The sequence below is a fragment of the Bradyrhizobium sp. BR 10289 genome (assembly GCF_019455385.1).
Taxonomy (GTDB): Bacteria; Pseudomonadota; Alphaproteobacteria; order Rhizobiales; family Xanthobacteraceae; genus Bradyrhizobium.
Genome location: NZ_JACOFR010000001.1, coordinates 376305 through 402710 on the forward strand (window position 1 = coordinate 376305; position 26406 = coordinate 402710).

Annotated in this window: 27 protein-coding genes; 19 read left to right on the forward strand and 8 right to left on the reverse strand. The window is 64.2% G+C overall.

Going from position 1 to position 26406, the window contains the following annotated elements; all coding sequences use genetic code 11:
- Positions 1-51 precede the first annotated feature (51 nt).
- Together HYH08_RS01945 and HYH08_RS01950 are read right to left on the reverse strand one after the other, a co-directional pair.
- Positions 52-1392 (reverse strand): RtcB family protein, encoded by a 1341-nt coding sequence (locus HYH08_RS01945; RefSeq protein WP_220008045.1) that lies wholly within the window; start codon positions 1390-1392, stop codon positions 52-54.
- Between the two features lie 114 nt (positions 1393-1506).
- Positions 1507-2832: a TROVE domain-containing protein gene (locus HYH08_RS01950; protein ID WP_220008046.1), complete on the reverse strand. Its 1326-nt coding sequence runs from the start codon at positions 2830-2832 to the stop codon at positions 1507-1509.
- A gap of 1163 nt (positions 2833-3995) precedes the next feature.
- On the opposite strand from HYH08_RS01950, the gene HYH08_RS01955 reads away from it, so the two are divergent.
- From HYH08_RS01955 to HYH08_RS01965, 3 genes are all read left to right on the forward strand, one after another.
- Positions 3996-4661: a DUF429 domain-containing protein gene (locus tag HYH08_RS01955; RefSeq protein WP_220008047.1), complete on the forward strand. Its 666-nt coding sequence runs from the start codon at positions 3996-3998 to the stop codon at positions 4659-4661.
- 106 nt (positions 4662-4767) lie between these two features.
- Positions 4768-4911 (forward strand): hypothetical protein, encoded by a 144-nt coding sequence (locus HYH08_RS01960; RefSeq protein ID WP_220008048.1) that lies wholly within the window; start codon positions 4768-4770, stop codon positions 4909-4911.
- 80 nt (positions 4912-4991) lie between these two features.
- Complete coding sequence (locus HYH08_RS01965) at positions 4992-5696, forward strand: glutathione S-transferase family protein (RefSeq protein WP_220008049.1); 705 nt, start codon at positions 4992-4994, stop codon at positions 5694-5696.
- A 2-nt stretch (positions 5697-5698) separates the two neighbouring features.
- On the opposite strand, the gene HYH08_RS01970 is transcribed toward HYH08_RS01965, so the two are convergent.
- The 3 genes from HYH08_RS01970 to HYH08_RS01980 all read right to left on the reverse strand — a co-directional run bounded on the left by HYH08_RS01970 (position 5699) and on the right by HYH08_RS01980 (position 7702).
- Positions 5699-6481 carry a sulfite exporter TauE/SafE family protein gene (locus HYH08_RS01970; protein WP_220008050.1) on the reverse strand — a complete coding sequence of 261 codons (783 nt, stop codon included), beginning with the start codon at positions 6479-6481 and terminating at the stop codon, positions 5699-5701.
- Between the two features lie 3 nt (positions 6482-6484).
- The gene (locus HYH08_RS01975) at positions 6485-7117 is read right to left on the reverse strand and encodes a TetR/AcrR family transcriptional regulator (RefSeq protein ID WP_220008051.1); all 633 of its coding nucleotides are present in this window, start codon (positions 7115-7117) and stop codon (positions 6485-6487) included.
- Between the two features lie 213 nt (positions 7118-7330).
- Positions 7331-7702, reverse strand: coding sequence for a tRNA-binding protein (locus tag HYH08_RS01980; protein ID WP_220008052.1), 372 nt, complete (start codon positions 7700-7702; stop codon positions 7331-7333).
- 105 nt (positions 7703-7807) lie between these two features.
- On the opposite strand from HYH08_RS01980, the gene HYH08_RS01985 reads away from it, so the two are divergent.
- On the forward strand, positions 7808-8161 hold the full coding sequence (locus tag HYH08_RS01985) for an ArsC family reductase (protein ID WP_220008053.1): 354 nt from the start codon (positions 7808-7810) through the stop codon (positions 8159-8161).
- Positions 8162-8185: 24 nt separating this feature from the next.
- Here HYH08_RS01985 and HYH08_RS01990 read toward each other — a convergent pair whose 3' ends face one another.
- A complete protein-coding gene (locus tag HYH08_RS01990; protein ID WP_220008054.1) occupies positions 8186-8860 on the reverse strand; it encodes a hypothetical protein in 675 nt (224 codons plus the stop codon).
- A 311-nt stretch (positions 8861-9171) separates the two neighbouring features.
- Here HYH08_RS01990 and HYH08_RS01995 point away from each other — a divergent pair, with 311 nt between their 5' ends.
- The 7 genes from HYH08_RS01995 to HYH08_RS02025 all read left to right on the forward strand — a co-directional run bounded on the left by HYH08_RS01995 (position 9172) and on the right by HYH08_RS02025 (position 15658).
- On the forward strand, positions 9172-9927 hold the full coding sequence (locus HYH08_RS01995; protein ID WP_220008055.1) for an ABC transporter ATP-binding protein: 756 nt from the start codon (positions 9172-9174) through the stop codon (positions 9925-9927).
- Positions 9920-10666: an ABC transporter ATP-binding protein gene (locus tag HYH08_RS02000; RefSeq protein ID WP_220008056.1), complete on the forward strand. Its 747-nt coding sequence runs from the start codon at positions 9920-9922 to the stop codon at positions 10664-10666. The genes HYH08_RS01995 and HYH08_RS02000 overlap by 8 nt, the downstream gene beginning before the upstream one ends.
- A gap of 47 nt (positions 10667-10713) precedes the next feature.
- Complete coding sequence (locus HYH08_RS02005) at positions 10714-11934, forward strand: ABC transporter substrate-binding protein (RefSeq protein ID WP_220008057.1); 1221 nt, start codon at positions 10714-10716, stop codon at positions 11932-11934.
- 73 nt (positions 11935-12007) lie between these two features.
- Positions 12008-12871, forward strand: coding sequence for a branched-chain amino acid ABC transporter permease (locus HYH08_RS02010; protein ID WP_220008058.1), 864 nt, complete (start codon positions 12008-12010; stop codon positions 12869-12871).
- Position 12872: 1 nt separating this feature from the next.
- The gene (locus tag HYH08_RS02015) at positions 12873-13841 is read left to right on the forward strand and encodes a branched-chain amino acid ABC transporter permease (protein WP_220008059.1); all 969 of its coding nucleotides are present in this window, start codon (positions 12873-12875) and stop codon (positions 13839-13841) included.
- Between the two features lie 155 nt (positions 13842-13996).
- Positions 13997-14641, forward strand: a complete 645-nt coding sequence (locus HYH08_RS02020) for a DUF47 domain-containing protein (RefSeq protein WP_220008060.1) — start codon at positions 13997-13999, stop codon at positions 14639-14641.
- Between the two features lie 9 nt (positions 14642-14650).
- Entirely contained in the window at positions 14651-15658 is a 1008-nt protein-coding gene (locus tag HYH08_RS02025) for an inorganic phosphate transporter (protein ID WP_220008061.1), read from the forward strand.
- Here HYH08_RS02025 and sugE read toward each other — a convergent pair.
- A complete protein-coding gene (gene sugE, locus HYH08_RS02030; RefSeq protein ID WP_220008062.1) occupies positions 15651-15965 on the reverse strand; it encodes a quaternary ammonium compound efflux SMR transporter SugE in 315 nt (104 codons plus the stop codon). The genes HYH08_RS02025 and sugE overlap by 8 nt on opposite strands.
- 157 nt (positions 15966-16122) lie before the next feature.
- On the opposite strand from sugE, the gene HYH08_RS02035 reads away from it, so the two are divergent.
- The 8 genes from HYH08_RS02035 to HYH08_RS02070 all read left to right on the forward strand — a co-directional run bounded on the left by HYH08_RS02035 (position 16123) and on the right by HYH08_RS02070 (position 24974).
- The gene (locus HYH08_RS02035) at positions 16123-17745 is read left to right on the forward strand and encodes a peptide chain release factor 3 (protein ID WP_220008063.1); all 1623 of its coding nucleotides are present in this window, start codon (positions 16123-16125) and stop codon (positions 17743-17745) included.
- A gap of 241 nt (positions 17746-17986) precedes the next feature.
- Positions 17987-18565 carry a UCP034077 family protein gene (locus HYH08_RS02040; protein WP_220008064.1) on the forward strand — a complete coding sequence of 193 codons (579 nt, stop codon included), beginning with the start codon at positions 17987-17989 and terminating at the stop codon, positions 18563-18565.
- A 71-nt stretch (positions 18566-18636) separates the two neighbouring features.
- Positions 18637-19221, forward strand: a complete 585-nt coding sequence (locus HYH08_RS02045; RefSeq protein WP_220008065.1) for an NnrU family protein — start codon at positions 18637-18639, stop codon at positions 19219-19221.
- 71 nt (positions 19222-19292) lie between these two features.
- Positions 19293-20885, forward strand: coding sequence for a class I adenylate-forming enzyme family protein (locus HYH08_RS02050; protein ID WP_220008066.1), 1593 nt, complete (start codon positions 19293-19295; stop codon positions 20883-20885).
- Between the two features lie 166 nt (positions 20886-21051).
- Complete coding sequence (locus HYH08_RS02055) at positions 21052-21705, forward strand: tetratricopeptide repeat protein (protein ID WP_220008067.1); 654 nt, start codon at positions 21052-21054, stop codon at positions 21703-21705.
- 34 nt (positions 21706-21739) lie between these two features.
- On the forward strand, positions 21740-22291 hold the full coding sequence (locus HYH08_RS02060; protein WP_220008068.1) for a hypothetical protein: 552 nt from the start codon (positions 21740-21742) through the stop codon (positions 22289-22291).
- A gap of 47 nt (positions 22292-22338) precedes the next feature.
- A complete protein-coding gene (der, locus tag HYH08_RS02065; RefSeq protein ID WP_220008069.1) occupies positions 22339-23721 on the forward strand; it encodes a ribosome biogenesis GTPase Der in 1383 nt (460 codons plus the stop codon).
- Positions 23718-24974, forward strand: a complete 1257-nt coding sequence (locus HYH08_RS02070) for a TCR/Tet family MFS transporter (protein ID WP_220008070.1) — start codon at positions 23718-23720, stop codon at positions 24972-24974. Before der ends, HYH08_RS02070 begins: the two co-directional genes overlap by 4 nt.
- Before the next feature lie 102 nt (positions 24975-25076).
- Here the strand turns inward: HYH08_RS02070 and HYH08_RS02075 are convergent, their stop codons facing one another.
- Positions 25077-26303: an ABC transporter substrate-binding protein gene (locus HYH08_RS02075; RefSeq protein ID WP_220008071.1), complete on the reverse strand. Its 1227-nt coding sequence runs from the start codon at positions 26301-26303 to the stop codon at positions 25077-25079.
- Positions 26304-26406: the final 103 nt, after the last annotated feature.

Genomic DNA, 26406 nt, shown 5'->3' on the forward strand with positions numbered 1-26406 from the left:
AATAATTGGATGATGCAGGCGGGAGGCAACACCTCCCGCCCGTCTCTTGCGTCAGTCCTTCCACGGATCGAACTCGCCTTCGCCGGCCATGGCGACGGCGAACGGCCGAAGCGTGTGCAGCACCCGCACCGTCCCGGCGTGCTGCGCGAGCACGTCGGGCAGGCGGCGATAGGCCATCGGGCTCTCGTCGAGGTCGGCACCGATCAAGGTGACGCCACGCTCGTTGAGCCATCGGTCCATCTCCGCGCGCGAGAAGCGGCGCTTGGCCTCCTTGCGTCCGAACATGCGGCCTGCGCCATGCACGGTCGAATAGAGCGAAGCCCGGGCTTCCGGGCTGTCGACGCCTTCGAGAATGACGGCGTCGTCGCCCATCGAGCCGCCGACGAATCCCTTCTGGCCGGGAAACGCCGGGGTCGCGCCTTTGCGCACCACCCAGAGATCACGCCCGTCGTGGGTCTCACGCCAGGCGTAGTTGTGGTGGTTGTGCACGCTCTCGGTGACGCTGCCGCCGATGATCTGGCGGACGCGGTCGACCACCCACTCGCGGCCCGCATAGGCATAACGCCCGGCGAGCTGCATCGCCGCGATGTAGCGGCGGCCGAGCTCGGAGTCCTCGTCGACCACGGCTGGCGGGACGTTCATGCCGTCCTTGCCGCCGGCGGCCTTGAGGTAGCGCGTCGCGGAGGTGTGCCCGAGACCCCGGCTTCCGAAGTGGACGCCGATCCAGACGAAGCCTTCCTCGTCGCGCATGAGGTCGACATAGTGGTTGCCCGACCCGACCGTACCGAGCTGGGCTACCGCCTTCTGGCGATAGGCCTCCATGTCGCTCTCGCGCCAGGCATCGCCGTCGTCGAACAGCGCGTGCTCGGCCCGCTCGGCGTTGGCTCGGCCGACCCCGAACGAGATCACCTTGGCGACGTCGCGGATGATCGTCGGGACGATCGCAGCGATGTCGTCGAAGCGTGTGTCGAGCCGCGCCGCCATGTTGCCGCAGCCGATGTCGAAGCCGACGCCGGAGATGCTGATCTGCTTCTCATAGGCGATGACCCCGCCGACCGGCTGGGCGTAACCGAGATGGCCGTCGGCGCAGATCACGCCCGACACGACGTTGCCGACCGCCATGCAGTTGCGCATCTGAGCGATGGTCGCATCCTCATGCGGGCCGAAGATCTTCAGCGGCGCATTCTGGAAGCGGGCATCCTGCGGACGGAGCAGGGCGATCGCGCTCGCGGTCGCATCGGCTTCGCGAGCCAGATGCTCCTTGCGCGCGGCGTCCTTGTACAGGCACCAGGCCGGCTGGCCGCGTCCTTCACCGACGCGCGAGTCGGGATCGACACCGGCGGCGAGGCAGAGCTCGCGGGCGCGTTCCATGTAGGGATCGGGTCGTCGCATGGTCGTGGGTCCTTGTCATTCCGCGCGCACCATAACCGTAGCGGGCGGATCATTTCAGAGATTTCACTGGCCCCGGGCGCAGTCTCCTGCGTCCGGGGCCGTTGTCGTTGCGCATCAGTTCAACGCCGTCTCCGACGCTGCGATCCACGCGACCACGGCCTCAGAGAAGCCGTTGACGCGGGTCCATGCGCCGTGGCCGACACCGTGCTGATACGAGGCCACGTTCACCATGGTGCCGCGCGCCTTGGGCTCGTGCACCTGGTCGTGACTCTGCTCGTCGGTGAAGACGATGAGGCGATCGCCCTTGCGGTCGATCTCCGTCACGGCCTTGCCGAGCCAGGTCCCGCTATGGGCCTGCGAGTTGATGATCGCATCCCGAAGCGCGAAACCACGGCGCGGAGGGACCTTCACCACCTTGTCGCTGAAGGTGAAGATATCGACCTCGTCGCAGATCTCGCGGGCGAGAATAGCAAGGCCACACGCCGCCTCCGCGCGCGTCATTTCCGACTGCGCGGAGAGGTGTGCGAACATCGAGCCCGACACGTCGATCAGGAGCCGCGTCCGGCCCGAAAGCCGAACGTGATCCTTGACCGACTTGAGCATCGCAGCCTCGAGTTCAGGCTCGAAGTCCGGCGCGTAGCGCGCCGCCGTGATGAAGCGATAGGGAAGGATACGATCCGTCCGCATCGTCTCGATCGCGCCTGCGATGGTCTCGCGCGGGACCCCTGCGGTCTGCATCAGCCGCAGATTGCGCAGCAGGGCCAAACCGCCGAGCTTGCGCTCGGCGATCAGCCGCTCGAAGCTCTCGCGCTTGCTTTTGCCCGCCGAGAGCGAGACCTCCCAGGTGTCGGGGGAGGCGAGTTCGCCATCGACGAGCTGCTTCCACACCTTGGCCTGGTCGGCATCCTTCGGCTTGGCGTGCACCAGGAACAGAACGTCCCTGATCCGCACCGCGCCGTCGCGGTCCCACTTGGCGAGCTGATAGGCGTCGAACTTGGTCAACGCGCGGGCAAGACCCTTCTTGACCTGCGCGGAGACCGGCTGTCGCTTGCGCTGCTGCTGAGGGCCGAGCGCATCGGCCCAGTAGATCGCGAGCAGCTCTGTCATCTCGTCGGGCCGCTGGATCACCCGGTGAAGCGTGTCGGCAACGAGGGCGCGGTGCTTCTCGCTCCGCGCCATCTCGCGGATGACGAGCAGCGGCGCGTGCCGCAGCTTCATCACCTCGCGCGCCTCGATCGCAAGCTGGGCGACGCGAGCGGGAGCAACCTTCGGCACGAGCGCCTTGATGCGGTCGGCGATGGAGACGCCGTCCTCGTAGAACTGGTCCTCCCACAGGAGGCAGTTCATCAGCGCCCGCTTCAGCTCCATCTCGGGCGTGAAGCGTACCGCGCGCGCGCCCTCACGCGTGAAGGCGCGAACGATCTTGTTGAGCCTGACCATGACGGCCTCCTCTGGGTTGATGGGAAATGGAAACGGTTGCCGGGGAACAAGCGAGTGCTGAACCGCCCTTGCGGGCTTTTGTCACCGACTGGCGGACTTGCGTCCGGGAGGATTCGAAGCTCCGACACCGAAGTAACAGCGCTCTTCACCACCGGCGGCGGGGACGAGAAAGTCACGGTCCGGGAACGGGCGATTGCTGAGATCCGGCGAGCGAAAGCTTGCCGGAAAGCGCTCTGGCCACTGAGCTACCGGTGCACAATACACCGGGCGGGATTCGAACCCGCGACCTCTCGCGTGATAGGCGAAGTAACAGCGATCTTCACCACGGACCGTGATGGGGTTGGCGGGGAACGGGCGATGCTGTTGCTGCCCTTGCGGGCGATCCGCCTTTCGGCGCGCAGGATTCGAACCTGCTCGGCGCTCGCGCGCCTTCACCACGAAGTAACAGACATCTTCACCACCGCCCGGCCGATGCTGTCGCATCAGCCGTTGATGGGTACGCTGGGGAACGGGCGATATCGGCTTTCTGGGATGGCAACCAAGTCTCCTTCCACCACTGACAGCAGCGCAGAGCGCGCCAGTCAGAGGCGAGATTCGAGCCCGCTCTTCCATCGTGTGAAGTATTCGATATCCTCACCACCAGCGTCGGTTGAGCCGCGACCATTCGCGGCAAACCGAGTTACAAAAGTTCTATCGCGGCGCTGTCGACGCGCCGCACTTTGCGAACCCTCTGGGTTCGCTCTGCCATCGGTGTCCGGCTCATCGCCTCGTTCCCTCCGGCAGGCCCCGCGCGCTTGGGCACGCGCCCTCTCAGCGCGAGCCCCGAGATCCGGGTCTCTCGTTCCGGCGATTGCCGGGTCGTCGATTGAGGCCGCGCGGAAGGCAACAAAAAACCCTCCGGAGCGGCAGGCTCGGGAGGGTCCGTGAGAAGCGGACGGTCGATCTTGCAGTCAGGCAGGATCGCTCCCATGAGCCGGGCATGCGACGTCGAATAGCTTGGGGCTATTCGGCATGCGGGCAATTCTTTCGTAGGGGTAGGACATCGCTCGGTTCATGGTGTCTGTCGCAAACGGAAGTGTTCGCGAGGCCGCGGGAAATACGCCTGCAACTTGCGGATGTCAAGCGAGGCGTGTGCGAAAAATTGAAAATGACGGACGCATCACGTGCCAAACTATCTAGGCGTCGATGGATTTCGCTTCGGCTGGGTCGCTGCGTGGATCGACGACCAGGGCGACCACGGTTTCGATTATTCGCCGGGCCTGGCGCGATTGCTTGCGATGCCGCATGCGCGGGCGATGGTCGACATGCCGATCGGATTGAAGGAGAGCGGCTATCGCATGTGCGACCTGCGTGCGCGCGAGCTGATTGGCCCCGCGGTGTTCCTCGGTGCGCGTCGCGGCCTCTGGGCATTTCCCGATATGGCGACGGCCAATCGCCAGTATTGGGAGCACGAAGGCAAGGGCAGGGGCGTGTCGGCGCAGCTCTGGAACATCAGAGGGAAGATCCAGGAGGTGGACGCGATGATGACGCCGGTCCGGCAGGAGACGATCGGCGAAGCGCATCCGGAACTGATCTTCTGGAATCTGGCTGGGCACGTGAGGCTTGAACCCAAGACGTCACCTCGTGGCCGCGAGCAGCGTATCGCTTTGCTGAAAGGTCGCGGATTCACGAAGATCGAAAGATGGCTGACACTTCGCCACGGCACCGGTATTGGCCGCGACGATCTCATCGACGCCTGTGCTTGCGCCGTTGCGGCGCGCGACAGCACGCAGCGTGTCGGCGGGCAGGAGGTCGATCGGCGCGGCCTGCGGATGGAGATCAATTACTGAGGTTTGGGAGCGATCGGGAAAAAGCGGCAATTTATTTGAAGCATGCAGGAACTGCCGATGGTTCGCCCGCGTTCCCGTCCAAACATATGACGGGGAAGCTCTTGCGATGAATGATGTCAGTCAGTTCGCGACCGCTATGCTCGCGCTCGTTTTCACCGGAGCTCTGCTGATCACCGGGCAGCTTTTCATCGAGCGAGGCGCGCAGCATGATATCGCGCACGCCACAAGCCATTTGCAGCGGCCGTTGTGATCTCGCCGACTGCCTGGCCTTGCGCCGTTCGATGGCTCGCCTAGATTAGGCAACGTTTCACGAACGAAGCCGGGGCCCCGATGTCCGATCTGTCCTCCTTTCCCATCACCAGGCGCTGGCCTGCCAGGCACCCGGAGCTGCTTCAGCTCTATTCGTTGCCGACGCCGAATGGCGTCAAGGTCTCGATCATGCTGGAGGAGATCGGGCTGCCTTACGAAGTGCATCTGGTCGATTTCGGCAAGGACGACCAGAAGACGCCGGAATTCCTCTCGCTCAATCCGAACGGCAAGATCCCGGCGATCCTCGATCCCAACGGTCCCGGCGGCAGGCCGCTGCCGCTGTTCGAGTCCGGCGCGATCCTGCAATATCTCGCGGAGAAGACCGGCAAGCTTCTGCCGGAAGACGCTGCACGTCGCTACCAGACGCTGGCATGGCTGCATTTCCAGATGGGTGGCATCGGGCCGATGTTCGGCCAGGTCGGCTTCTTCCACAAATTCGCCGGCAAGGATTTCGAAGACAAGCGCCCGCGTGATCGTTACGTCAGCGAGGCCAAGCGCCTGCTCGGCGTGATGGAGACGCATCTTGCGGGCCGGCAATGGTTCATGGATGACGAGTACACCATCGCCGACATCTCCATGCTCGGCTGGGTCCGCAATCTCATTGGTTTCTACGGCGCCGGCGATCTCGTCGAGTTCAGCCAATTCAAGTCCGTCGGTGCCTGGCTCGAACGCGGGTTGGCGCGTCCGGCCGTGGAGCGTGGGCTCAACATTCCGAAGCGGCCTTGAACCTAGCTCAGCGCCTTGTAGCTCATGTAGAGCGCCATCAGCGAGACGAGGCCGATCATGGCCCGGCGCAGCACCGATTTGCTGACGCCGTTGGCCATGCATGCGCCAAGATCGGTGCCGATCCACAGGCCGGCGATGATGCCGATGATGGCCGGCCAGCCGACCATGAGCCCCTTGCTCCAATAGATCCAGGCTGCCGGAATGTTGGTCGGGATGATCGAGAAGACGAGGCTGACGAGCTGGGCCTGATGCTGCGGCACGCGCAGGCCGGCGGCAAGGCCGACTGTGATGGCAAGGCCGCCGCCGATGCCCATGAAGCCGGAGGAGAAGCCGGCGAGCACGCCGATGAGGAGCAGGGGCAGACAAGGCAGCTCGTCGCGGTCGATGCCCTCGGTGCTCCGGTCCTTGCGACCACCGCGCGTGACCAGCAGAGCGATCAGCGCGACGAGATAAGCGACATAGGTCCACTGCAGCACCGCGTCGGAGACAGCGGCCGCGGCATAGCCGCCGCCCACACCGCCGATCAGAAATCCGATGCCGATCCAGACGATCCATGGCAGGGGGCTGCGATTGCCGTTCTGCCAGTAACGCCGCACGCCGGCGAGGCCCGTCGGCGGAATCTGCGTGATCAGCGATGTGCCCTGGGCAACGTGCTGTTCAGCGCCGAGCAGCAGCACACTGAAGATGACGAGGCCGCCGCCGGGACTGGTGCCACTGAAGCCGGAAGCCAGTCCAGCGACCAAGCCCACACCGCTGCCGGCGAGGAGCTCGTAGATCCAGGACATCGCTCACGTCCTCGTCCGTCGCTTGATGTCGGGCTTGGCCGTGCGGAATCCGTCGATCACGCCGGCGACGGCAGTCATGCACGCTTCGACGTCAAAATCCTCGCCCCAGCATTTTTGCAGCACAAAACCCTGGAAGATCGCGATCAGCACGCGGGCGATCGCATCGGCGCCGATGTCGCGCTTGATCAGCCCGTCATGCTGGCCGCGCTCGACCAGCGCGACGATCAGCGCGCGGGGCACGTCGATGCCCTCGACGACGCCGGCGCGGACGCGGCGGTTGCGCAGCGCCTCGGCCCAGCCGTGGATGCCGACCCGCCGGCGTGCCTCGCCCGCGGGATCGGTCAGCCATTGGGCGTAAACGCGAACCAGCGCATGCAGTCCTTCGATCGGATCGCCGGATCCTTGCGCAACCGAGTTGAGCACGGATTCGCGGCGGTGCCGGTCGTCGGCCAGCGCCTCGATCAGGTCGTCCTTGCTCTGGAAGTAGAGATAGACCGCGCCGTGGCTCAGCCCCGACCGCTTCACGATGTCGGCCATGCCGGTCTGATGAAAGCCATCCGCGGCGAAGCAGGCAAGCGCCGCCTCCAAGATCTGTTGCCGCCGGCCTTCGCGCTGCTTGTCGCTGATTTTGGGCATGTTGGCGGTCCATAAATAACTGACAGATCGATCGTTTTAGCTGCGCGGCAGGAGGGGCAAAAGAAAACATGAAAAAAAATAAAAACGATCAGTCAGTCATTTAAATGGCGATCTGGATTTGGTCAAGTCCGGACCCGCTCGGAGCTGGAAATCAAAACGATCAAGCCGTAGTTGGAGCGCCGGCGGAGGGAAGGCAGCCGCGGTCAGGCGCGGCTAAAACAGCCGTCCGCCGTTCGGCACCGGCTTGCTCGGTTGCATCAGCACGACCTTGCCGTCGGCGTCGGGAAAACCGAGCGTCAGCACCTCGGAGACGACGGGACCGATCTGGCGCGGCGGGAAATTGACGACGGCCGCGACCTGTTGTCCGACCAGCGTCTCCAGCGGATGGTTTTCGGTGATCTGCGCCGAGCTCTTGCGCACGCCGATCGCGGGGCCGAAGTCGATCCACAGCCGCCAGGCCGGTTTGCGTGCCTCCGGGAATGGTTTGGCATCGACGATGGTGCCGACACGGATATCGACCGCGAGAAAGCTGTTGAAGTCGATCGTCGGTGCGGCGGCCGCTGCGGGATCGTGAGTGACGTGCATGAGATGTCCGTTCGGAGAGCTGATTTCGTTCGCGATATTGTCGCGCGATCAGGAGTTTCGTACAACGCCGCAGCCGAAGCATCACGCATGCGCGAGGAACTAGTCTTGCCCAACATCATCTACGGCATCAAGAACTGCGACACCATGAAGAAGGCGCGCGCCTGGCTCGACGACCATGGCGTCGCTTACGAATTTCACGACTACAAGGCTATGGGCGTCGAGAAGGACAAGCTCAAGCAGTGGAGCGACAAGGTCGGCTGGGAGACGCTGCTCAATCGTGCCGGCACCACTTTCAAGAAGCTGCCCGAGGCCGACAAGGAAGGCCTCACCGAGAAGAAGGCGCTGGCCTTGATGCTGGCGCAGCCATCGATGATCAAGCGGCCGGTGCTGGAAGTCGGCGGCAAGCTGCTGGTCGGCTTCAAGCCGGATATCTACGCCAAGGACATCAAGACCAGGTAAGTCGGCGGCAAATCGCGCTGAGCGTTAATTCAGCTCGATGGTCTCGGTGGTGACGCCGGGCTGATCGGCGAACTCGACCACGTCGGCCGCAGCGATGCGGCCGGGGGCGCGGTGAAACAGGTCGCGATCGATCACCGCGCGCAACTTCGGCCGCGGCAGCGCGTCATTTCCGCGCATCAGATTCTTGATCTCGAAGCCGCCGTCCTCGCAGAAGGTCTTGAGCGAGGCGATGACGTGGCAGACCTTGCCGTCGGTCTGGAATGGCAGCAGCAGCCGCTCATAGGCAACGACGCGTCCATAGATGTCGTCGACGTCGGCAACGCTGTAGACCGGAAGCCCGCGCGCGACGCATTCATAATAGATAGGCATCACGAAGGGCACGAGCCGCGGCCCGATATATTCATCCAGCGGAACACCCTTGCCGGTATGTCCATAGGCGCGCGAGATGCGCGTGCCTTCGCTCTGGATAACCAGGCGCGGCGACTGCGTTGCAAGGTCGACTGTATAATAGATGAGATCGGACAGCTCTTCCTCGATCCGCGTCGGTTGATACTCCCAGATCGCCGGAGCGGTCTGTGCGCGCGCATAGAGTCGCAGCCACGTGTTCAGGAGATCACGCTGCCTGATCGACTTGACGACGGAGGGTGTGGCGCTGGCGAAATCCAAGACAATATTCCCGGCAGTTCGAAACCCGCACATGATCGGGCTTGGGGGAAAATTTTCGATGAAGGCTGGCGCGCGGAACGAAAGACCGTTAACGACGGCTTGACGACCGGCGCTTTCGCGAACCGGGAGGCCGGGCAGGCGACATCAAAACGGGTCCGACTAAGGGAGCATAAGACTCCCGGCTCAAGACCTGATCTGCTCAGCTTTCCGCCTTGCCTAACCCCCGTCACCTCCGGCATATTCCGCGCCCGGAGGCGGCGTTCCGGGGCAGGCTCCAAGGCCTCCGGAAAGCCGAAGTAAACTAAGGACAGCCACGCGTATTGTGCGGGCGGGGGGAAATCTGTTTGGCCGATGAGTTCATTCTCGAAACGGAAGGCTTGACCAAGGAGTTCGCGGGCTTCTTTGCTGTCCGCGACGTTGCGCTCAAGGTTCGCCGTGGGAGCATTCACGCGTTGATCGGCCCGAACGGCGCCGGCAAGACGACCTGCTTCAATCTCTTGACCAAGTTCCTCAAACCGTCTGCCGGAAAAATCCTGTACAAGGGGCAGGACATTACCGCGATGGCGCCGGCCGACGTGGCCCGCATGGGCCTCGTCCGCTCATTCCAGATCTCGGCGGTGTTTCCGCATCTCACCGCGCTGGAAAACGTCCGTGTCGCGCTTCAGCGCCAGCACGGCTCGTCGTTCGATTTCTGGCGTTCCAAATCCGTGCTCAACCGCTTCAACGAACGCGCGCGCGAGTTGCTGAACGATGTCGGCCTCAGCGAGTTCGCCGATATCCCCGCGGTCGAGATGCCCTACGGGCGCAAGCGCGCCCTCGAGATTGCAACCACGCTGGCGCTCGACCCCGAGATGATGCTGCTGGACGAGCCGATGGCCGGCATGGGCCATGAGGACATCGACAAGATAGCAGCGCTGATCAAGCGCATCTCCGCGAAATACACCATCCTGATGGTCGAGCATAATCTGAGCGTCGTCGCCAATCTGTCCGACATCATCACCGTGCTGACGCGCGGGCAGGTGCTGGCGCAGGGCCATTACAGCGAGCTCACCAAGGACGAGCGCGTCAAGGAAGCGTATCTGGGAGCCGGGCATGCCTGAGACTGCAACCGCGGACGCTCCCGCAAAGACAGCTGCCGGCGGCAACATCCTTCAGGTCCGCAACCTCGAAGCATGGTACGGCGAGTCCCACATCCTGCACGGGATCAATTTCGACGTGAACGCGGGCGAGGTCGTTACCCTGCTCGGGCGCAACGGCGCCGGCAAGACGACCACGCTGAAATCGATCATGGGTATCATCGGCAAGCGCGCCGGCTCGGTGAAGTTCAACAACCAGGAGATCATCCGCGCGACCTCCGACAAGATCGCGCGCTTGGGCATCGCGTTCTGCCCGGAAGAGCGGGGGATATTCTCCAGCCTCGACGTGCGGGAGAATTTGCTGCTGCCGCCGGTGGTCCGCGAAGGCGGCCTGCCGCTCGAGCAGATATTCGACCTGTTTCCGAATCTGAAGGAGCGGCTCAACAGCCAGGGCACCAAGCTCTCCGGCGGCGAACAGCAGATGCTCGCGATCGCGCGCATCCTGCGCACCGGCGCGAGCTTCCTGATGCTGGACGAGCCGACCGAGGGCCTTGCGCCCGTCATCATCCAGCAGATCGGCCACACTATTGCACGGCTCAAGAAGGAGGGTTTCACCATCCTCCTGGTCGAGCAGAACTTCCGTTTCGCATCCACCGTCGCTGACCGCTACTACGTGGTCGAGCACGGCAAGATCATCGACGGGTTTTCCAACGCGGAGCTTGCCGCCAACATGGACAAGCTCCACGCCTATCTCGGCGTCTGAGACGGCCCAGCCTAAACTTCGACGAGAGAATTCACGAGGGAAGTCACATGAAGAAGTCGATCGCGTCGTTTCTGCTCGGCACGGCATTGGCGGTCACCAGCGCGGGCATAGCCTTCGCGGATGACAAGATAGTCAAGATCGGTGCGCTGTCCGATCAGTCCGGTCTTTACGCCGACCTCGGTGGCCCCGGCTCGACGGTTGCCGCGCAGATGGCCGTCGAGGATTCCGGCCTGGCCGCGAAGGGCTGGAAGATCGATATCATCTCCGGCGACCACCAGAACAAGCCCGATATCGGGACCGCGATCGCGCGCCAGTGGTTCGACGTCGACAAGGTCGACATCATCGTCGACGTGCCGAACTCCGGCGTGGCGCTCGCCGTCAACAACGTCATCAAGGAAAAGAACGGCGTCTACATCAATTCGGGCGCCGCGACCTCGGACCTCACCAACGCTCAGTGCTCGCCCAACACCGTGCACTGGACCTACGATACCTACATGCTGGCCCACACCACGGGCCAGGCGCTGGTGAAGGCCGGCGGTGACACCTGGTTCTTCCTGACGGCGGACTACGCCTTCGGCGCAGCGCTCGAGCGCGACACCAGCGCGGTCGTCACCGCCAATGGCGGCAAGGTCGTCGGCGGCGTCAAGCATCCGCTCAACACGCCGGACTTTTCGTCCTTCCTGCTGCAGGCGCAGGCCTCGAAGGCCAAGATCATCGGCCTTGCCAATGCCGGCGGCGACACCACCAACTCGATCAAGCAGGCCGCCGAGTTCGGCATCGGCAAGGGCGGCCAGAAGCTGGCGGCGCTGCTGTTGTTCCTCACCGACGTCAAGGCGATCGGCCTCGAGACCGCGCAGGGCCTCAACTTCACCGAGACCTTCTACTGGGACATGAACGACCAGACCCGGGCGTTCTCCAAGAAATTTTCCGAGAAGATGAAGAACGGTGCGATGCCGACCATGGTGCAAGCGGGCGTTTATGCCGGCGTGCGCCACTATCTCAAGGCGCTGGAAGCGCTCGGCGGCAATCCTCATGACGGCATCAAGGTCGTCGAGAAGATGAAGTCGATGCCGACCGAGGACGATCTGTTCGGCAAGGGCGAGATCCAGCCCAACGGCCGCACCATCCACAGCGCCTATCTGTTCGAGGTGAAGAAGCCGTCGGAGTCCAAGGGCCCGTGGGATTTCTACAAGCTGGTCGGCACTGTCTCGGGCGACCAGGCCTTCACGCCGCTCTCCGAGAGCAAGTGTCCGCTGCTCAAGAAGTAAGACCGACAGCCCGCCGGCTTCGCGCCGGCGGGCGACCATTCAGGGAACGCCGAAGGGACCGGGTGCGGGATCGATGCAGGCTCTTTACGCTCAGCTACTGGTGGGACTGATCAACGGCTCGTTCTACGCGCTGCTCAGTCTCGGGCTCGCCGTGATCTTCGGCATGCTCAACATCATCAATTTCGCCCATGGCGCGCTCTACATGATGGGCGCCTTCGTCGCCTATTTCCTGCTGAACCTCGGCGGCATCAGTTACTGGTGGGCGCTGCTGCTGGCGCCCGTCATCGTCGGCATCTTCGGCATGATCCTGGAACGGACCATGCTGCAATGGCTGACCGGCCTCGACCATCTCTACGGCCTGCTGCTCACCTTCGGCATCGCGCTGATCGTGCAGGGCGTGTTCCAGAACTATTTCGGCTCCTCCGGCCTGCCTTACGCCATTCCTGACCAGCTCAAGGGCGGCATGAATCTCGGCTTCATGTTCCTGCCCATCTATCGCGGCTGGGTCGTCATCTTCTCGCTGGTGGTCTGCATCGCCACCTGGTTCCTGATCGAGAAGACGCGGCTCGGCGCCTACCTGCGCGCCGCCACCGAAAACCCGACGCTGGTGCGCGCCTTCGGCATCAACGTGCCGCGCATGATCACGCTGACCTACGGGCTCGGCGTCGGCCTGGCCGCGCTCGCCGGCGTCCTCTCGGCACCGATCAACCAGGTGCGGCCGCTGATGGGGGCCGACCTCATCATCGTCGTGTTCGCGGTGGTCGTGATCGGCGGCATGGGATCGATCATGGGCTCCATCATCACCGGCTTCGCGCTCGGCGTGATCGAGGGCCTAACCAAATATTTCTACCCCGAGGCCTCCAACACCGTGGTGTTCGTGCTGATGGTGCTGGTGCTCCTGGTGAAGCCAACGGGACTGACGGGAAAGGCGGCCTGATATGACAGCCTTGACAGATGACACGCTGCCGGTGACCCCGCGGGCGATGCGCGACGAGATGATCGTCTTCGTGGTGATGGCTCTGCTGCTGGCCTCGGTGCCATTCACAGGGGTCTATCCGTTCTTTGTGATGCAGGCGCTGTGCTTCGCGCTGCTCGCCTGCGCATTCAATCTGCTGATCGGCTATGGCGGCCTGCTGTCGTTTGGCCACGCGATGTTCCTCGGCACCGCCGGCTATTGCAGCGCGCACGCGCTGAAAGTGTGGGCGCTGCCGCCGGAACTCGGCATCCTCGTTGGTATCGCGGCGGCCTTCGTGCTCTCGATCATCACCGGCTACATCTCGATCCGCCGCCAGGGCATCTATTTCTCGATGATCACCCTGGCGCTGTCGCAGTTGCTCTACTTCATCTACCTCCAGGCGCCATTCACCCATGGCGAGGACGGTATCCAGGGTATTCCGCAGGGGTACATGTTCGGCGTGCTCGACCTCTCCAAGCCGACCGTGCTGTACTACGTCGTGCTGGTCGGATTCCTCGCGGGCTTTCTGCTGATCTACCGCATCATCAACTCGCCCTTCGGTGAGGTTCTGAAGGCGATCCGCGAGAACGAGCCGCGCGCCATCTCGCTCGGCTACCGGACCGACCAGTACAAGTTCCTGGCCTTCGTCCTGTCGGGAACGCTGGCGGGCTTCGCCGGCGCGCTGAAGGTATTCGTGGCGCAGAATGCCTCGCTCACCGACGTGCACTGGTCGATGTCCGGCGAGGTCGTGCTGATGACCCTGGTGGGCGGCCTCGGAACCATCTTCGGGCCCGTCGTCGGCGCCTTCGTGATCATCGCCATGCAGCAATATCTAGCGGGCTTCGGCCAATGGGTGACGGTGATCCAGGGCGCGATCTTCGTGATCTGCGTGCTCACCTTCCGCCGCGGCGTCATCGGCGAAATCGCCCACTACTTCCGGAGATCACTCTAAGTTATTGATCTAACACAAGCTTATCCGTCGAGTGAAAGCGGTGGATGATCCGGCTCCGCGGGCGTGAGATGACACGCATGCGGATCGAAAATGGTCTATGACAGTTTCATGACGGCCCCTCGGGCCGAGCCATTTCCAACCGGTAGCCTATCCCCATGATGCGATGGTTTCGCGCGTTCCTGCCCAAGGAAGAACGTTTCTTCGACCTGTTCGACCGCCATGCCCAGACCGTGATCCAGGGGTCTATCGCGCTCCAGGGGATGCTCAACGGGGGCGAGGAGACGCCGGTCTTCTGCCAGCGCGTCAACCAGTTCGAGAACGACGCCGACAACATCACCCGTGAGGTGCTGACGGCGGTCCGCCGCACCTTCATCACCCCCTTCGACCGCGGCGACATCAAGAACCTGATCACGTCGCTGGACGACGCCATCGACCAGATGCAGCAGACCGCCAAGGCCGTGATGCTGTTCGAGGTCCGGACCTTCGAGCCGCCGATGCGCGAGATCGGCGGGCTCCTGATCGAATGTGCCAATCTGGTGGGTCGCGCGCTGCCGCTGATGCAGGAGATCGGCAAGAACGTCGCCATGCTGACTGCGATCACGGAAGAGCTGGGCAAGCTGGAGGGTCGTGTCGACGATCTCCATGACATCGGGCTGAAGGAACTGTTCCTCAAGCATCGCGACGGCAACGCGATGGATTTCATCGTCGGCGTCGAGATCTACGATCACCTCGAAAAGGTGGCCGATCGTTTCGACGACGTCGCGAACGAGATCAACAGCATCGTCATCGAGCAGGTGTAGGGCAGGACCGTGGATGCTGCGCTCGGTCTTCCCGTCCTGGTCGGCTTGATCGCCGTCGCGCTGCTGTTCGACTTCCTGAACGGCCTGCACGACGCCGCCAATTCGATCGCGACCATCGTCTCGACCCGCGTGCTGCGGCCGCAATTCGCGGTGTTCTGGGCCGCGTTCTTCAATTTCGTCGCCTTCATGGTGTTCGGCCTGCACGTCGCCCAGACCATCGGCACCGGCATCATCGATCCCGCGATCGTCGATGCCCAGGTGATCTTCGCGGCTCTCGTTGGCGCCATCGTCTGGAACCTCGTAACCTGGGCGCTCGGCATTCCCTCGTCGTCATCGCACGCGCTGATCGGCGGTCTCGTCGGCGGCGGCATGGCCAAGGCGGGGATCTCGGCGGCGGTGTGGAGCGGTCTGTCCAAGGCGGTGCTGGCGATCGTGCTGTCGCCGCTGGTCGGATTCCTGCTTGCGATGATGCTGGTCGCGGTCGTGTCCTGGCTGTCGGTGCGCTCGACGCCGTTCGCGGTCGACCGCGCCTTCCGCATCCTGCAATTCGCTTCCGCCTCGCTCTATTCGCTCGGCCATGGCGGCAACGACGCCCAGAAGACGATGGGCATCATCGCCGTGCTGCTCTATTCGCAGGGCCATCTCGGCAGCGAGTTTTCCGTGCCGTTCTGGGTGGTGCTGTCCTGCCAGGCCGCGATGGCGATGGGCACGTTGATGGGTGGTTGGCGCATCGTCCGCACCATGGGCCTGCGCATCACCAAGCTCACGCCGATGCAGGGATTCTGCGCCGAGACCGGCGGTGCCGCGACGCTGTTCATGGCGACTTTTCTCGGCGTTCCGGTCTCGACCACCCACACCATCACCGGGGCCATCGTCGGCGTCGGCGCGGCCCGCCGCGTCTCGGCGGTGCGCTGGAACGTCGCAAGCTCGATCGTCTATGCCTGGGTGATCACCATCCCGGCCTCGGCGATCGTGGCGGCACTGACCTGGTGGGGGGTAAAGATCTTCGTCAGGTGACGAATTTCAGCCCGGCGATGCCGGCAATGATCAGGGCGATGCTGGCGAGGCGTAATGCGGTCGCCGGCTCGCCGAACAGAATGATGCCCAGCGTCGCGGTCCCCACCGCGCCGATGCCGGTCCAGACCGCATAGGCGGTTCCGACGGGCAGCGATTTGAGCGCCAGCCCGAGCAGGATGACGCTGCCAGCCATGGCCGCGAGCGTAATGATCGACGGAACCAGCCGGGTGAAGCCTTCCGTGTATTTCAGGCCGATCGCCCAGGTGATCTCGAGAAGACCGGCGACGAACAGGATGCTCCAGGCCATGACGACCCTCCATTCAAGGCAGGGTCGTCCCCGCGGCTGACTTGCTGATGAATAGGAGGGCCGTCCCTCCCACGGCCGATATGGGACTGGCCGGAAGGCTCCGCAATCACCACATCAGGCTTGATCCGGCCCATTTTCCCTGCCAAACGCTCCCGCCATGTCCGACATTGCCGCCACCACAGCCGAATCGCCGGCCCGTTCTCCGCTTGCCGCTGAAGTGTCGCGGCGGCGCACCTTTGCGATCATCTCGCATCCCGACGCCGGCAAGACCACGCTGACCGAAAAGCTGCTGCTGTTCGGCGGCGCCATCAATCTGGCCGGTCAGGTCAAGGCCAAGGGCGAGCGGCGCAACACCCGTTCGGACTGGATGAAGATCGAGCGCGAGCGCGGCATCTCGGTCGTGACGTCCGTCATGACCTTCGAGTTCGAGGGCCTCGTCTTCAACCTGCTGGATACGCCGGGCCACGAGGACTTCTCGGAGGACACTTACCGGACGCTGACCGCCGTCGACTCCGCCGTGATGGTGATCGACGCCGCCAAGGGCATCGAGGCGCGCACCCGCAAGCTGTTCGAGGTCTGCCGTCTGCGCGACATCCCGATCATCACCTTCATCAACAAGATGGACCGCGAGAGCCGCGACGTGTTCGAGCTGCTCGACGAGATCGAGAAGACGCTGGCGCTCGACACCACGCCGATGACCTGGCCGGTCGGCCGCGGCCGCGACTTCCTCGGTACCTATGACGTCATCAACGGTGGCGTGCGCCTGCTCGAAGGCGGCGGCGCCAAGACCGGCGCGGCGCAGCAGATTGAGATCGAGGAACTGGCCAAGCTCAACGCCAATCTCGACGCGTCGGCGGTGAAGGACGAACTCGAACTCGTCACCGATGCTTCGAAGCCGTTCGAGTTGGAAGCGTTCCGCGAGGGCCATCTGACGCCGGTCTATTTCGGCAGCGCGCTGCGCAATTTCGGCGTCGGCGATCTGCTCGAAGGCCTCGGCAAGTTCGCGCCCGAGCCGCGCGCGCAGGACAGCGACCAGCGCAAGATCGAAGCGACCGATCCGCGCATGAGCGCCTTCGTGTTCAAGATCCAGGCGAACATGGATCCAAACCACCGCGACCGCATCGCCTTCGCGCGGCTCTGCTCGGGCAAGCTCAGCCGCGGCATGAAGGCGAAGCTCGTGCGCACCGGCAAGAGCATGCCGCTGTCGAGCCCGCAATTCTTCTTTGCGCAGGACCGCTCGGTCGCGGATGAGGCCTTCGCTGGCGATGTCGTCGGCATTCCCAATCACGGCACGCTGCGGATCGGCGATACGCTGACCGAGGGCGAGGATTTCAACTTCGTCGGCGTCCCCAGTTTTGCACCGGAAATCGTCCGCCGCGTCCGTCTCACGGACGCGATGAAGGCGAAGAAGCTGAAGGAAGCGCTGCAGCAGATGTCGGAAGAGGGCGTCGTGCAGGTGTTCCGCCCGCGCGACGGCGCGCCGGCGCTGGTCGGCGTGGTCGGCGCGCTGCAGCTCGACGTGCTGAAGGCGCGGCTGGAGGCCGAATATTCGCTGCCGGTCGAGTTCGAGGTCAGCGAGTTCCAGCTCGCGCGCTGGGTCTCCTCGGACGACCGCAAGAAGCTCGACACCTTCATCGCCGCCAACACGTCGAGCATCGCCGACGATGTCGACGGCGATCCCGTGTATCTGGCGCGGAACGAGTTCTATCTCGGCTACACCAGGGAGCGTGCCGAGGGCATCGAGTTCACCAACGTCAAGGACGTGAAGAAGAAGGGGTAGGGCGCGCTCCTGGCGCCCGCTGCAGCGCAGCCAAACCCCACCGCTGTCATGCCCCGGCTTGACCGGGGCATCCAGTACGCCGCAGCCCCTCGATTCAACAACAGCTGTCTCTGGAATACTGGGTCGCCCGGTCAAGCCGGACGACGACAGCGTGCCTAAGCGCGCGGATGTGAACGCGCGCGGGCTTGACCCTTTCATCCGCGGTACCACGTTGGTCTGCGTGACATTGCGAGTTCGCATCATGTGGCGCGGCATTCTGGTTCTCATCCTGCTGGCGATCTCGGCCGTCGCGGCCGATGCGCAGCACCGGCAGATCAATCCGATCCCGTTTGCGCACGAGCCGTGCAGCGTGCTCGACGGCCGGCCCTGCACGCCATCTTATTGCAGCCCGCTCGAGCCTGGGCCCTGCATTCCCGAGATGGATTATCCCTACGGGCAGAATCTCCAGCTCACGGTTGAGAGCGTTCCGGCGGAAGCCGACCGCGCCAAATACCAGAAGCCCGACCACGATCTCGACACGATCGGCGACCTCTTTGCCGAGCTGCGCACCTGCTGGTCGCCGCCGTCGGACAATGCGCGGGCCGGCATGCAGACGTCTGTGCGCTTCAGCTTCAACAAGAATGGCGGCCTGATCGGCCCGCCGCGCCTAACCTACGCGACTGCCGGCGTTCCGGCTGACACGCGGACGACCTATCTGGACGCGATCAATTCATCGCTGAAGGCTTGCCTGCCGCTGAAATTCACCAGTGGTCTCGGCGGCGCCTTGGCCGGGCGGCCGATCGCGATCCGCTATGTCGACAATCGCGTGCTGGACAAGTAGCGCATCAGTTGCGACGGGCGGCCAATCGATGATACCCCATGAGCGGGGGCGTTGGTCGAGGGGAGGATGTCGTGGGTCTGCTGGTCATGATCCTGGGGCTGGTGCTGTTTTTCGCGGCCCATATTTTCACGACGAAACGCGACGCGCGTGCGCAGGCGATCGCGAGGCTGGGCGAGGGGACCTACAAGATCCTCTATTCCGTGGCCTCGCTCGCGGGACTTGCGTTGATCGTCTGGGGCTTTGCGCATTATCGAGCGACCGGCTGGATCGACGTCTGGTATCCGCCGAAGGCGCTGAAGCACATCACGCTCGCTTTGATGCTGCCCGCCGTCATTCTGGTGGTCGCCTCTTATATGCGCGGCCGCATCTATGCGACGCTGAAGCATCCGATGCTGGCCGGCATCAAGCTGTGGGCCGCCGCGCATCTGCTCGCCAATGGCGATCTCGGCTCCATCATCCTGTTCGGCTCGTTCCTCGGCTGGGCGGTGTATGACCGCATTTCGCTGAAGCATCGCACCGATGGCGGCGGCCCGCCGATCCCGGTGGGCGGCGTCACCAACGATTTGATCGCGGTTGCGGTCGGCATCGTCGCTTATCTGGCCCTGGCCTTCGCGTTCCATCCTGTCGTGATCGGTGTTCCCGTCGTGGGCGTCTAGCCGATCGACGCAAGACAGCAGCCGCACGTCCGTGCGCGGAAGGTAACAAGAGCAACAAGCCGAGGCCTCCCATGGACCGGTCGCATTCAAAAATCCCGCCGATGCGGCTCGAGGCGCGTTTTGGCGATCGCGTGGTGCCGGCCTTCTGCGACCGCCCGGCGAGCCTGTGGGCGATGATCGCGGACGCGCGCGCCCGCCATCCCGATGGCGAGGCGCTGATCGCAGGCGATGTCCGTCTGAGCTGGCGGCAGGCCGTGGAGCAATCCGCGCGGATCGCGGCGGGCTTCCGCAAGCTCGGCCTGCAACGGGGCGACCGCGTTGCGATCCTGCTTGGCAACCGCATCGAATTCCCGCTGCTGCTGTTCGCCGCTGCGCATGAGGGGCTCGTGACGGTGCTGCTCAGCACGCGCCAGCAGAAGCCGGAGATCGCCTATGTACTTGCCGATTGCGGCGCGAAAATCCTGATCCATGAAGCGGCGCTTGCCGAGCGGCTGCCCGATGCGCAGGATGTACCCGACTTGGTCCACCGCATCGCCATCGACAGCGATCCGGCGCTGTCGCGTTTCGACATGCTCGCCGACAATGCGCCGGCGCCTGCGCCGGTCGAGGTGAGCGAAGAGGATACCGCGATGATCCTCTATACCTCGGGCACGACGGGCAAGCCGAAGGGCGCAATGCTGGCCCATTGCAACATCGTCCATTCCTCGATGGTGTTCGTGTCCTGCCTGGAACTGACGCAAGCCGACCGTTCGATCGCAGCCGTGCCGCTCGGCCATGTCACCGGCGTCGTCGCCAACATCACCACCATGATCCGCTGCGCCGGCACGCTCATCATCATGCCGGAATTCAAGGCGGCTGATTACCTCAAGCTCGCCGCACGCGAGCGCGTCACCTACACGGTGATGGTGCCGGCGATGTACAATCTCTGCCTGCTCCAGCCCGATTTCGACAGCTACGATCTGTCGAGCTGGCGAATCGGCGGCTTTGGCGGCGCACCGATGCCGGTCGCGACCATCGAGAGGCTCAAGGCGACCATTCCCGGCCTGAAGCTTGCGAATTGCTACGGCGCCACCGAGACGACGTCGCCCTCGACGATCATGCCGGGCGAATTGACCGCGAGCCATATCGACAGCGTCGGCTTAGCCTGCCCCGGTGCGCGCATCATCGCGATGGGACCTGACGGGCGCGAGCTGCCCTCCGGCGAGATCGGCGAGCTCTGGATCCAGAGCGCCTCCGTCATCAAGGGCTATTGGAATAACCCGAAAGCCACCGCGGACAGTTTCACGAGCGGCTTCTGGCATTCGGGGGATCTCGGCTCGGTCGATGCGCAAGGCTTCGTCCGCGTGTTCGATCGCCAAAAGGACATGATCAATCGCGGCGGTCTGAAAATCTATTCGGCCGAGGTCGAATCCGTGCTGGCCGGCCATCCCGCGGTGATCGAGAGCGCGATCATTGCCAGGGCCTGCCCGGTGCTGGGCGAGCGCGTCCACGCCGTGGTGGTGACGCGCGCGCCTGTGGCCAGCGAGGCCTTGCGGGCCTGGTGCGCCGAGCGCCTGTCCGACTACAAGGTCCCCGAGACCATGGCGGTCACTGCCGATCCGCTGCCGCGCAATGCCAACGGCAAGGTGCTGAAACGGCAGCTGCGGGAGCTGCTGGGGGCCTGAGCGGGGCGGGCGGTCCCCGGGCTCTTGCGGGTGGTTAACGCCTTGATCGGGCTCGCTTTGCCTTGCCACCGCCATATCGTTAGGGTACCTCGCCGCCACGCGGGGACGGGATTCTGGCGCGAACGCTCTGGCGCGCGCACCCGGGCAGGGCATGGGATTAGCATAAGTGTCTGAATTATTTGACGAAGTCGACGAGGAAGTACGTCGCGAACAGCTCAAGAAGCTGTGGGACAAATATTCCATCTACTTCATCGCCCTGATGGTGCTGATCGTGGCTGCGGTCGGCGGCTGGCGCGGCTATCAATATCTGGAGGCCAAGAAGGCCGCCGAGGCTGGCGCCGCCTTCGAGAAGGCCGTGGAGCTGTCCGAGCAGGATAAGCATGCGGAGGCCGAGACGGCCTTCACCGAGCTCGCCGCCAAGGCGCCCTCGGGTTACCGCACCCTGGCGCGGCTGCGTGCTGCGGCCGAGGCTGCCGCCCGCGATCCCAAGGCCGCGGCCAAGATGTATGACGACATCGCCGCCGATCGGAGCATCGGCGGGGAGTGGCAGGATCTGGCCAAGATCCGCGCCGCCGGCCTCCTGGTCGACAGCGCGTCCTATGCCGACATGCAGCAGCGGCTGGAATCCTCCGCTGCGCCCAAATCGACCTTCCGCCACAGTGCCCGCGAGATGCTGGCGCTGTCGGCCTGGCGCAACAACGATGCCACCGCAGCCCGCAAATGGCTCGACGCGATCGCCGAGGATGGCGAGACGCCGTCCGGTTTGCGCTCGCGCGCCGAGGCGCTCCAGGCCCTGCTGCCGCCCGTCGCCAAAAGCTGACCTTCGGGCCCTCTGACGCGAGACGAGACCTAACATGCGCCGTACGCCACGCTTGATCGCAGCCGCCGTCCTGATCGCCTTCACGGGCGTGCTGGGCGGCTGCTCCAGCTTCGATCCAAGCGACCTGCTCGACTTCCTCGACACCAAGAAGAAGCTGCCGGGCGACCGCAAGCCGGTGTTCCCGGAGGGCGTCCCGGGCCTCGAGCAGGGCGTGCCGAAGGAGATGTACAAGGGCGCCCAGCAGCCGGATCCGAATGCGCCTGCGGTCGCCTCTCTGCCCGCGGAGCCGCAGCCGCCCGAGCCCGCAAAGCCGGCGAGGGGTGCCAAGGCCAAGAAGAGCAAGCAGCCGGCGGCCGCAGCGGCGCCGGCCGAGGCGCCCGCTGGCGAAGTCGATGGCGAGGCCCAGCCGGAGGCCGCCCCGGCGTCGGCCGCTCCGCCGCCGAAGCAGAAGATCGTTCGCAAGCGCACCACCGCACCGCCGCCGGACCAGACCGTCCAGCAGGCGCAACCGACCCAGACCACACAGCAGCAAACGCAAGGGGCCTTCCCGGCGCCGATGCCCAGCGGCAGCTTCTCGCGCCAATAGTCTCACCTGAATTGACAGGCGCAGCCTCCGCAGCGCACGAATGACCGATGTCCTTTACGATCGCCATCATCGGCCGGCCCAATGTCGGCAAATCGACGCTGTTCAACCGCCTGGTTGGGCAGAAGCTCGCGCTCGTCGATGATTTGCCCGGGGTCACCCGCGACCGCCGCGAGGGCGAGGCCAGGCTCGGCGATCTCGAATTCACCATCATCGATACCGCCGGCCTCGACGAGGGCCCCAAAGGCTCGCTGACCGCGCGCATGCAGGAGCAGACCGAGACCGCGATCGCACAGGCGGATGCTCTGTTCTTCGTGATCGATGCGCGCGCCGGCCTGACACCAAACGATCGTGCCTTCGCCGATTTCGCCCGCAAGGCCAACAAGCCGGTGCTGCTGGTCGCCAACAAGAGCGAAGGCAAGCATGGCGACATCGGCGCGATGGAGTCCTTCGCGCTTGGCCTCGGTGATCCCATCCAGATCTCGGCCGAGCACGGCGAGGGCATGGGCGAGCTTTACGACGCGCTCGCCAAGCTGATGCCGGAGCCCGTTGAGGACGATGAGGGCGAGGACGACGCGCCGCTCTCGGAAGAAGAGGCCGCAACGCGCCCGATCCGGGTTGCGATCGTCGGCCGGCCCAATGCCGGCAAGTCGACGCTGATCAACCATCTCCTCGGCGAGGAGCGTCTGCTGACGAGCCCGGAAGCCGGCACCACGCGCGATTCCATCGCGGTCGAAATCAACTGGAAGGGCCGCGATTTTCGCGTGTTCGACACCGCGGGTCTGCGCCGCCGCTCGCGCATCGAGGAGAAGCTGGAAAAGCTCTCGGTGGCCGACGCGCTGCGCGCGGTGCGCTTTGCCGAAGTCGTCGTGCTGATGATGGACACGCAGAATCGCTTCGAGGAGCAGGATCTGCGGATCGCCGATCTGATCGAGCGCGAGGGCCGCGCCGTCGTGCTCGCCGTCAACAAATGGGACCTGATGGAGACCAAAGGCGGCGGCGCCATCTCGACGCTGCGTCGTGACGCCGATCACTGGCTGCCGCAGCTCAAGGGCGTGCCGATCGTTGCGGTGTCGGGCCTGATGGGCGAGGGTATCGATCGCCTGATGCAAGCGATCCAGGACGCCTACGCGGTCTGGAACAGGCGCGTGCCGACCTCTGCGCTCAATCGCTGGTTCGAGCAGGCGGTCCAGGCCAATCCGCCGCCGGCGGTGTCCGGCCGCCGGCTGAAGCTGAACTACATCACCCAGAACAAGGCGCGCCCGCCGAGCTTTGTGCTGTTCTGCTCGCGCGCGGATGCGGTGCCGCAATCATACTTGCGCTATTTGACCAATTCCATGCGCGAGACATTCGATCTGCCGGGCACGCCTGTGCGCATCACGCTGCGTGAAAAGGCCAACCCCTTCGCACACAAGCGCAAGCGGCCGTCGTGAGCGGCGAAGCCGGCGAGGCGATGGCGCAAGGCGCAGCGCCCGCGCGGCGAGGTGCGGTCGCCTTCATCTTCGTCACGATCCTGCTCGACATGGTCGCGCTCGGCGTGATCATGCCGGTGTTGCCGAAGCTGATCGAAGGTTTCGTCAATAACGACACCGCGCACGCGGCCCGCATCTTCGGCCTGTTCGGCACCGCCTGGGCGCTGATGCAGTTCGTGTTCTCGCCGATGCTCGGCGCGCTGTCGGATAGGTTCGGACGACGGCCGGTGGTGCTGCTGTCGAATTTCGGGTTAGCTGCCGACTACGTGCTGATGGCGCTGGCGCCGTCACTGGTCTGGTTGTTCATCGGCCGCGTGATTTCGGGCATCACCTCGGCCAGCATCTCGACCGCCTTTGCCTATATCGCCGATATCACGCCGCCGGAGCGACGCGCAGCGATCTTCGGCAAGATCGGTGCTGCGTTCGGCGCCGGCTTCATCCTGGGCCCGGCGCTGGGTGGGCTGCTCGGCGACATCGATCCGCATTTGCCGTTCTGGGCGTCGGCCGGCTTGAGCTTTGCCAATGCGCTTTACGGGCTCTTCGTGCTGCCGGAATCGCTGGCGCCGGAGAAGCGTGCGCCGTTCCGCTGGGCCACTGCCAGTCCGATCGGAGCCTTGCACCTGCTGCGGTCCAACGCGGCGCTGGCGGCCTTGTCCATCGTCAATTTCATCGCGCAGACAGCACACGTCGTGTTGCCATCGACCTTCGTGCTTTATGCGACCTATCGCTACGGCTGGGATTCCAAGACGGTGGGATTGACGCTCGCGATGGTCGGCATCTGCGCCATGGTGGTGCAGGGTCTCGCCATCGGCCCGATCGTGCGCGTGCTCGGCGAGCGTAATGCGCTGGTGCTGGGCCTTGGCTGTGGCGCGCTCGGCTTCGTGATCCTCGGCGTTGCGCCAACCGGACCGCTGTCCTGGCTCGGCATTCCCGTCCTGTCGCTATGGGGCATCTCGGGCGCTGCCTCGCAGGCGCTGATGACGCGGCTGGTCGCGCCCGATCAGCAGGGCCAGTTGCAGGGCGCCACCGCGAGCGTCCAGAGCGTGTCGCAACTCGTCGGTCCGTTCCTGTTTACGCTGACGTTCTCATATTTCATTGGTGCCAGCGCGCCGCTGCATCTGCCCGGCGCGCCGTTCTTGTTGGCAGCAGCTTTGATGGTGGTGTGCGTGGCCATCGCGATGCGGACGCTGGCAGCTGCGAAGACGGTCTCGTAGGGTGGGCAAAGCGAAGCGTGCCCACGACTTCTCGCAATTATATCGAGAAGGTGGGCACGGCGCTTGGGCGCCTTTGCCCACCTTACGGCAGCGTCGACTGGCTTACTTCTTCACCAGCGGGCACTCGCTGTCCTTGAGCGGCTTGGCTGCATCTTCCGCCGAGATCGTCGCGATCAGCTTGTAATAGTCCCACGGACCCTTCGATTCCTCGGGCTTCTTCACCTCGAATAGGTAGGCCGGAATGATACGACGGCCGTCCTCACGCAGCGGGCCCTTGCCGAACAGCGGATCGTCGGTCGGGAGCTCCTTCATCTTGGCGACGACCTTGGCGCCGTCATGCGGATTGCCGCCGAGGGCATCGAGCGCCTTCAGGTAATGCAGCACGGCTGCATAATTGCCGGCCTGTGTCATCGACGGTTTTGCCTTGTTGGCCGCCTTCTCCTGGAAACGCGTCGCGAAGGCGCGCGTGTTGTCGTTCAAATCCCAGTAAAAGGATTCGGTGAAGGTGAGGCCGTGCGCAACCTTCAAGCCGAGGGAGTGGACGTCGTTGACGAACAGCAGGAGCGCTGCGAGCTTCTGACCGCCTTCGACGATGCCGAACTCGGACGCCTGCTTGATCGAATTGGTGGTGTCGCCGCCGGCATTGGCAAGCCCGATGATCTTCGCCTTGGAGTTCTGTGCCTGCAGCAGGAAGGACGAAAAATCGGACGTATTGAGCGGATGCTTCACGCCGCCCACCACCTTGCCGCCGTTGGCGCTCACCACGGCCGTGGTGTCACGCTCGAGCGCCGCACCAAAGGCATAGTCGGCGGTCAGAAAGAACCAGCTGTCGCCGCCGGCCTTGGTGAGCGCTTTGCCGGTGCCGTTGGCGAGCATGTAGGTGTCGTAGGTGTAGGAGATGGTGTTGGCGTTGCAAGCCTTGCCGGTCAGATCGGCGCTGGCCGCTCCCGAGTTGAGCAGAATGGCATTCTTCTCCTTGACGAGGTTGCTGACGGCGAGCGCCACTCCGGAGTTCGGGGTGTCCGAGATCACGTCGACTTTCTCAGTGTCGATCCATTGCCTCGCAAGGTTGACGCCGACGTCGGGTTTGTTCTGGTGATCTCCCCCGAGCACGTCGATCTTCCAGCCTTTCGCTAGCAGGCCGGAATCCTCGACCGCCATCTTGATCGCGACAACGGCGCCGGGTCCGTTGATGTCGGCGTAGAGGCTGGACATGTCGGTGAGGACACCGATCTTGACGTTCTTATCCTGGGCGTGAGCGGATGATGTAAAACCGAAAGCGACACCGGCGAGAAGGGCGGCAGAGAGGCGCGCGAACGTCGTCGTCATAAAGGTTTCCTCCATTGTCAAATATGCGGACGGCTTTCTTGCGAAGCCTTGGTCCGGCTGATGGCTCTACCGTGTCCCGCAGGTCCCGGCAATGCGCCTAAAG

Excerpts from the sequence above, each read along its gene's own strand:
- HYH08_RS01975 (WP_220008051.1), bottom strand. The coding sequence starts at position 7,117 with ATGCCCAAAATCAGCGACAAGCAGCGCGAAGGCCGGCGGCAACAGATC.
- HYH08_RS01980 (WP_220008052.1), bottom strand. The coding sequence starts at position 7,702 with ATGCACGTCACTCACGATCCCGCAGCGGCCGCCGCACCGACGATCGAC.
- HYH08_RS02010 (WP_220008058.1), top strand. The coding sequence starts at position 12,008 with ATGCAGGCTCTTTACGCTCAGCTACTGGTGGGACTGATCAACGGCTCG.
- HYH08_RS02060 (WP_220008068.1), top strand. The coding sequence starts at position 21,740 with ATGCGCCGTACGCCACGCTTGATCGCAGCCGCCGTCCTGATCGCCTTC.
- HYH08_RS02000 (WP_220008056.1), top strand. The coding sequence starts at position 9,920 with ATGCCTGAGACTGCAACCGCGGACGCTCCCGCAAAGACAGCTGCCGGC.
- HYH08_RS02005 (WP_220008057.1), top strand. The coding sequence starts at position 10,714 with ATGAAGAAGTCGATCGCGTCGTTTCTGCTCGGCACGGCATTGGCGGTC.
- sugE (WP_220008062.1), bottom strand. The coding sequence starts at position 15,965 with ATGGCCTGGAGCATCCTGTTCGTCGCCGGTCTTCTCGAGATCACCTGG.
- HYH08_RS01965 (WP_220008049.1), top strand. The coding sequence starts at position 4,992 with ATGTCCGATCTGTCCTCCTTTCCCATCACCAGGCGCTGGCCTGCCAGG.
- HYH08_RS02075 (WP_220008071.1), bottom strand. The coding sequence starts at position 26,303 with ATGACGACGACGTTCGCGCGCCTCTCTGCCGCCCTTCTCGCCGGTGTC.
- HYH08_RS02040 (WP_220008064.1), top strand. The coding sequence starts at position 17,987 with ATGTGGCGCGGCATTCTGGTTCTCATCCTGCTGGCGATCTCGGCCGTC.
- HYH08_RS02050 (WP_220008066.1), top strand. The coding sequence starts at position 19,293 with ATGGACCGGTCGCATTCAAAAATCCCGCCGATGCGGCTCGAGGCGCGT.
- HYH08_RS01950 (WP_220008046.1), bottom strand. The coding sequence starts at position 2,832 with ATGGTCAGGCTCAACAAGATCGTTCGCGCCTTCACGCGTGAGGGCGCG.
- HYH08_RS02015 (WP_220008059.1), top strand. The coding sequence starts at position 12,873 with ATGACAGCCTTGACAGATGACACGCTGCCGGTGACCCCGCGGGCGATG.
- HYH08_RS01945 (WP_220008045.1), bottom strand. The coding sequence starts at position 1,392 with ATGCGACGACCCGATCCCTACATGGAACGCGCCCGCGAGCTCTGCCTC.
- HYH08_RS02020 (WP_220008060.1), top strand. The coding sequence starts at position 13,997 with ATGATGCGATGGTTTCGCGCGTTCCTGCCCAAGGAAGAACGTTTCTTC.
- HYH08_RS02035 (WP_220008063.1), top strand. The coding sequence starts at position 16,123 with ATGTCCGACATTGCCGCCACCACAGCCGAATCGCCGGCCCGTTCTCCG.
- HYH08_RS01990 (WP_220008054.1), bottom strand. The coding sequence starts at position 8,860 with ATGTGCGGGTTTCGAACTGCCGGGAATATTGTCTTGGATTTCGCCAGC.
- HYH08_RS01970 (WP_220008050.1), bottom strand. The coding sequence starts at position 6,481 with ATGTCCTGGATCTACGAGCTCCTCGCCGGCAGCGGTGTGGGCTTGGTC.
- der (WP_220008069.1), top strand. The coding sequence starts at position 22,339 with ATGTCCTTTACGATCGCCATCATCGGCCGGCCCAATGTCGGCAAATCG.
- HYH08_RS01960 (WP_220008048.1), top strand. The coding sequence starts at position 4,768 with ATGAATGATGTCAGTCAGTTCGCGACCGCTATGCTCGCGCTCGTTTTC.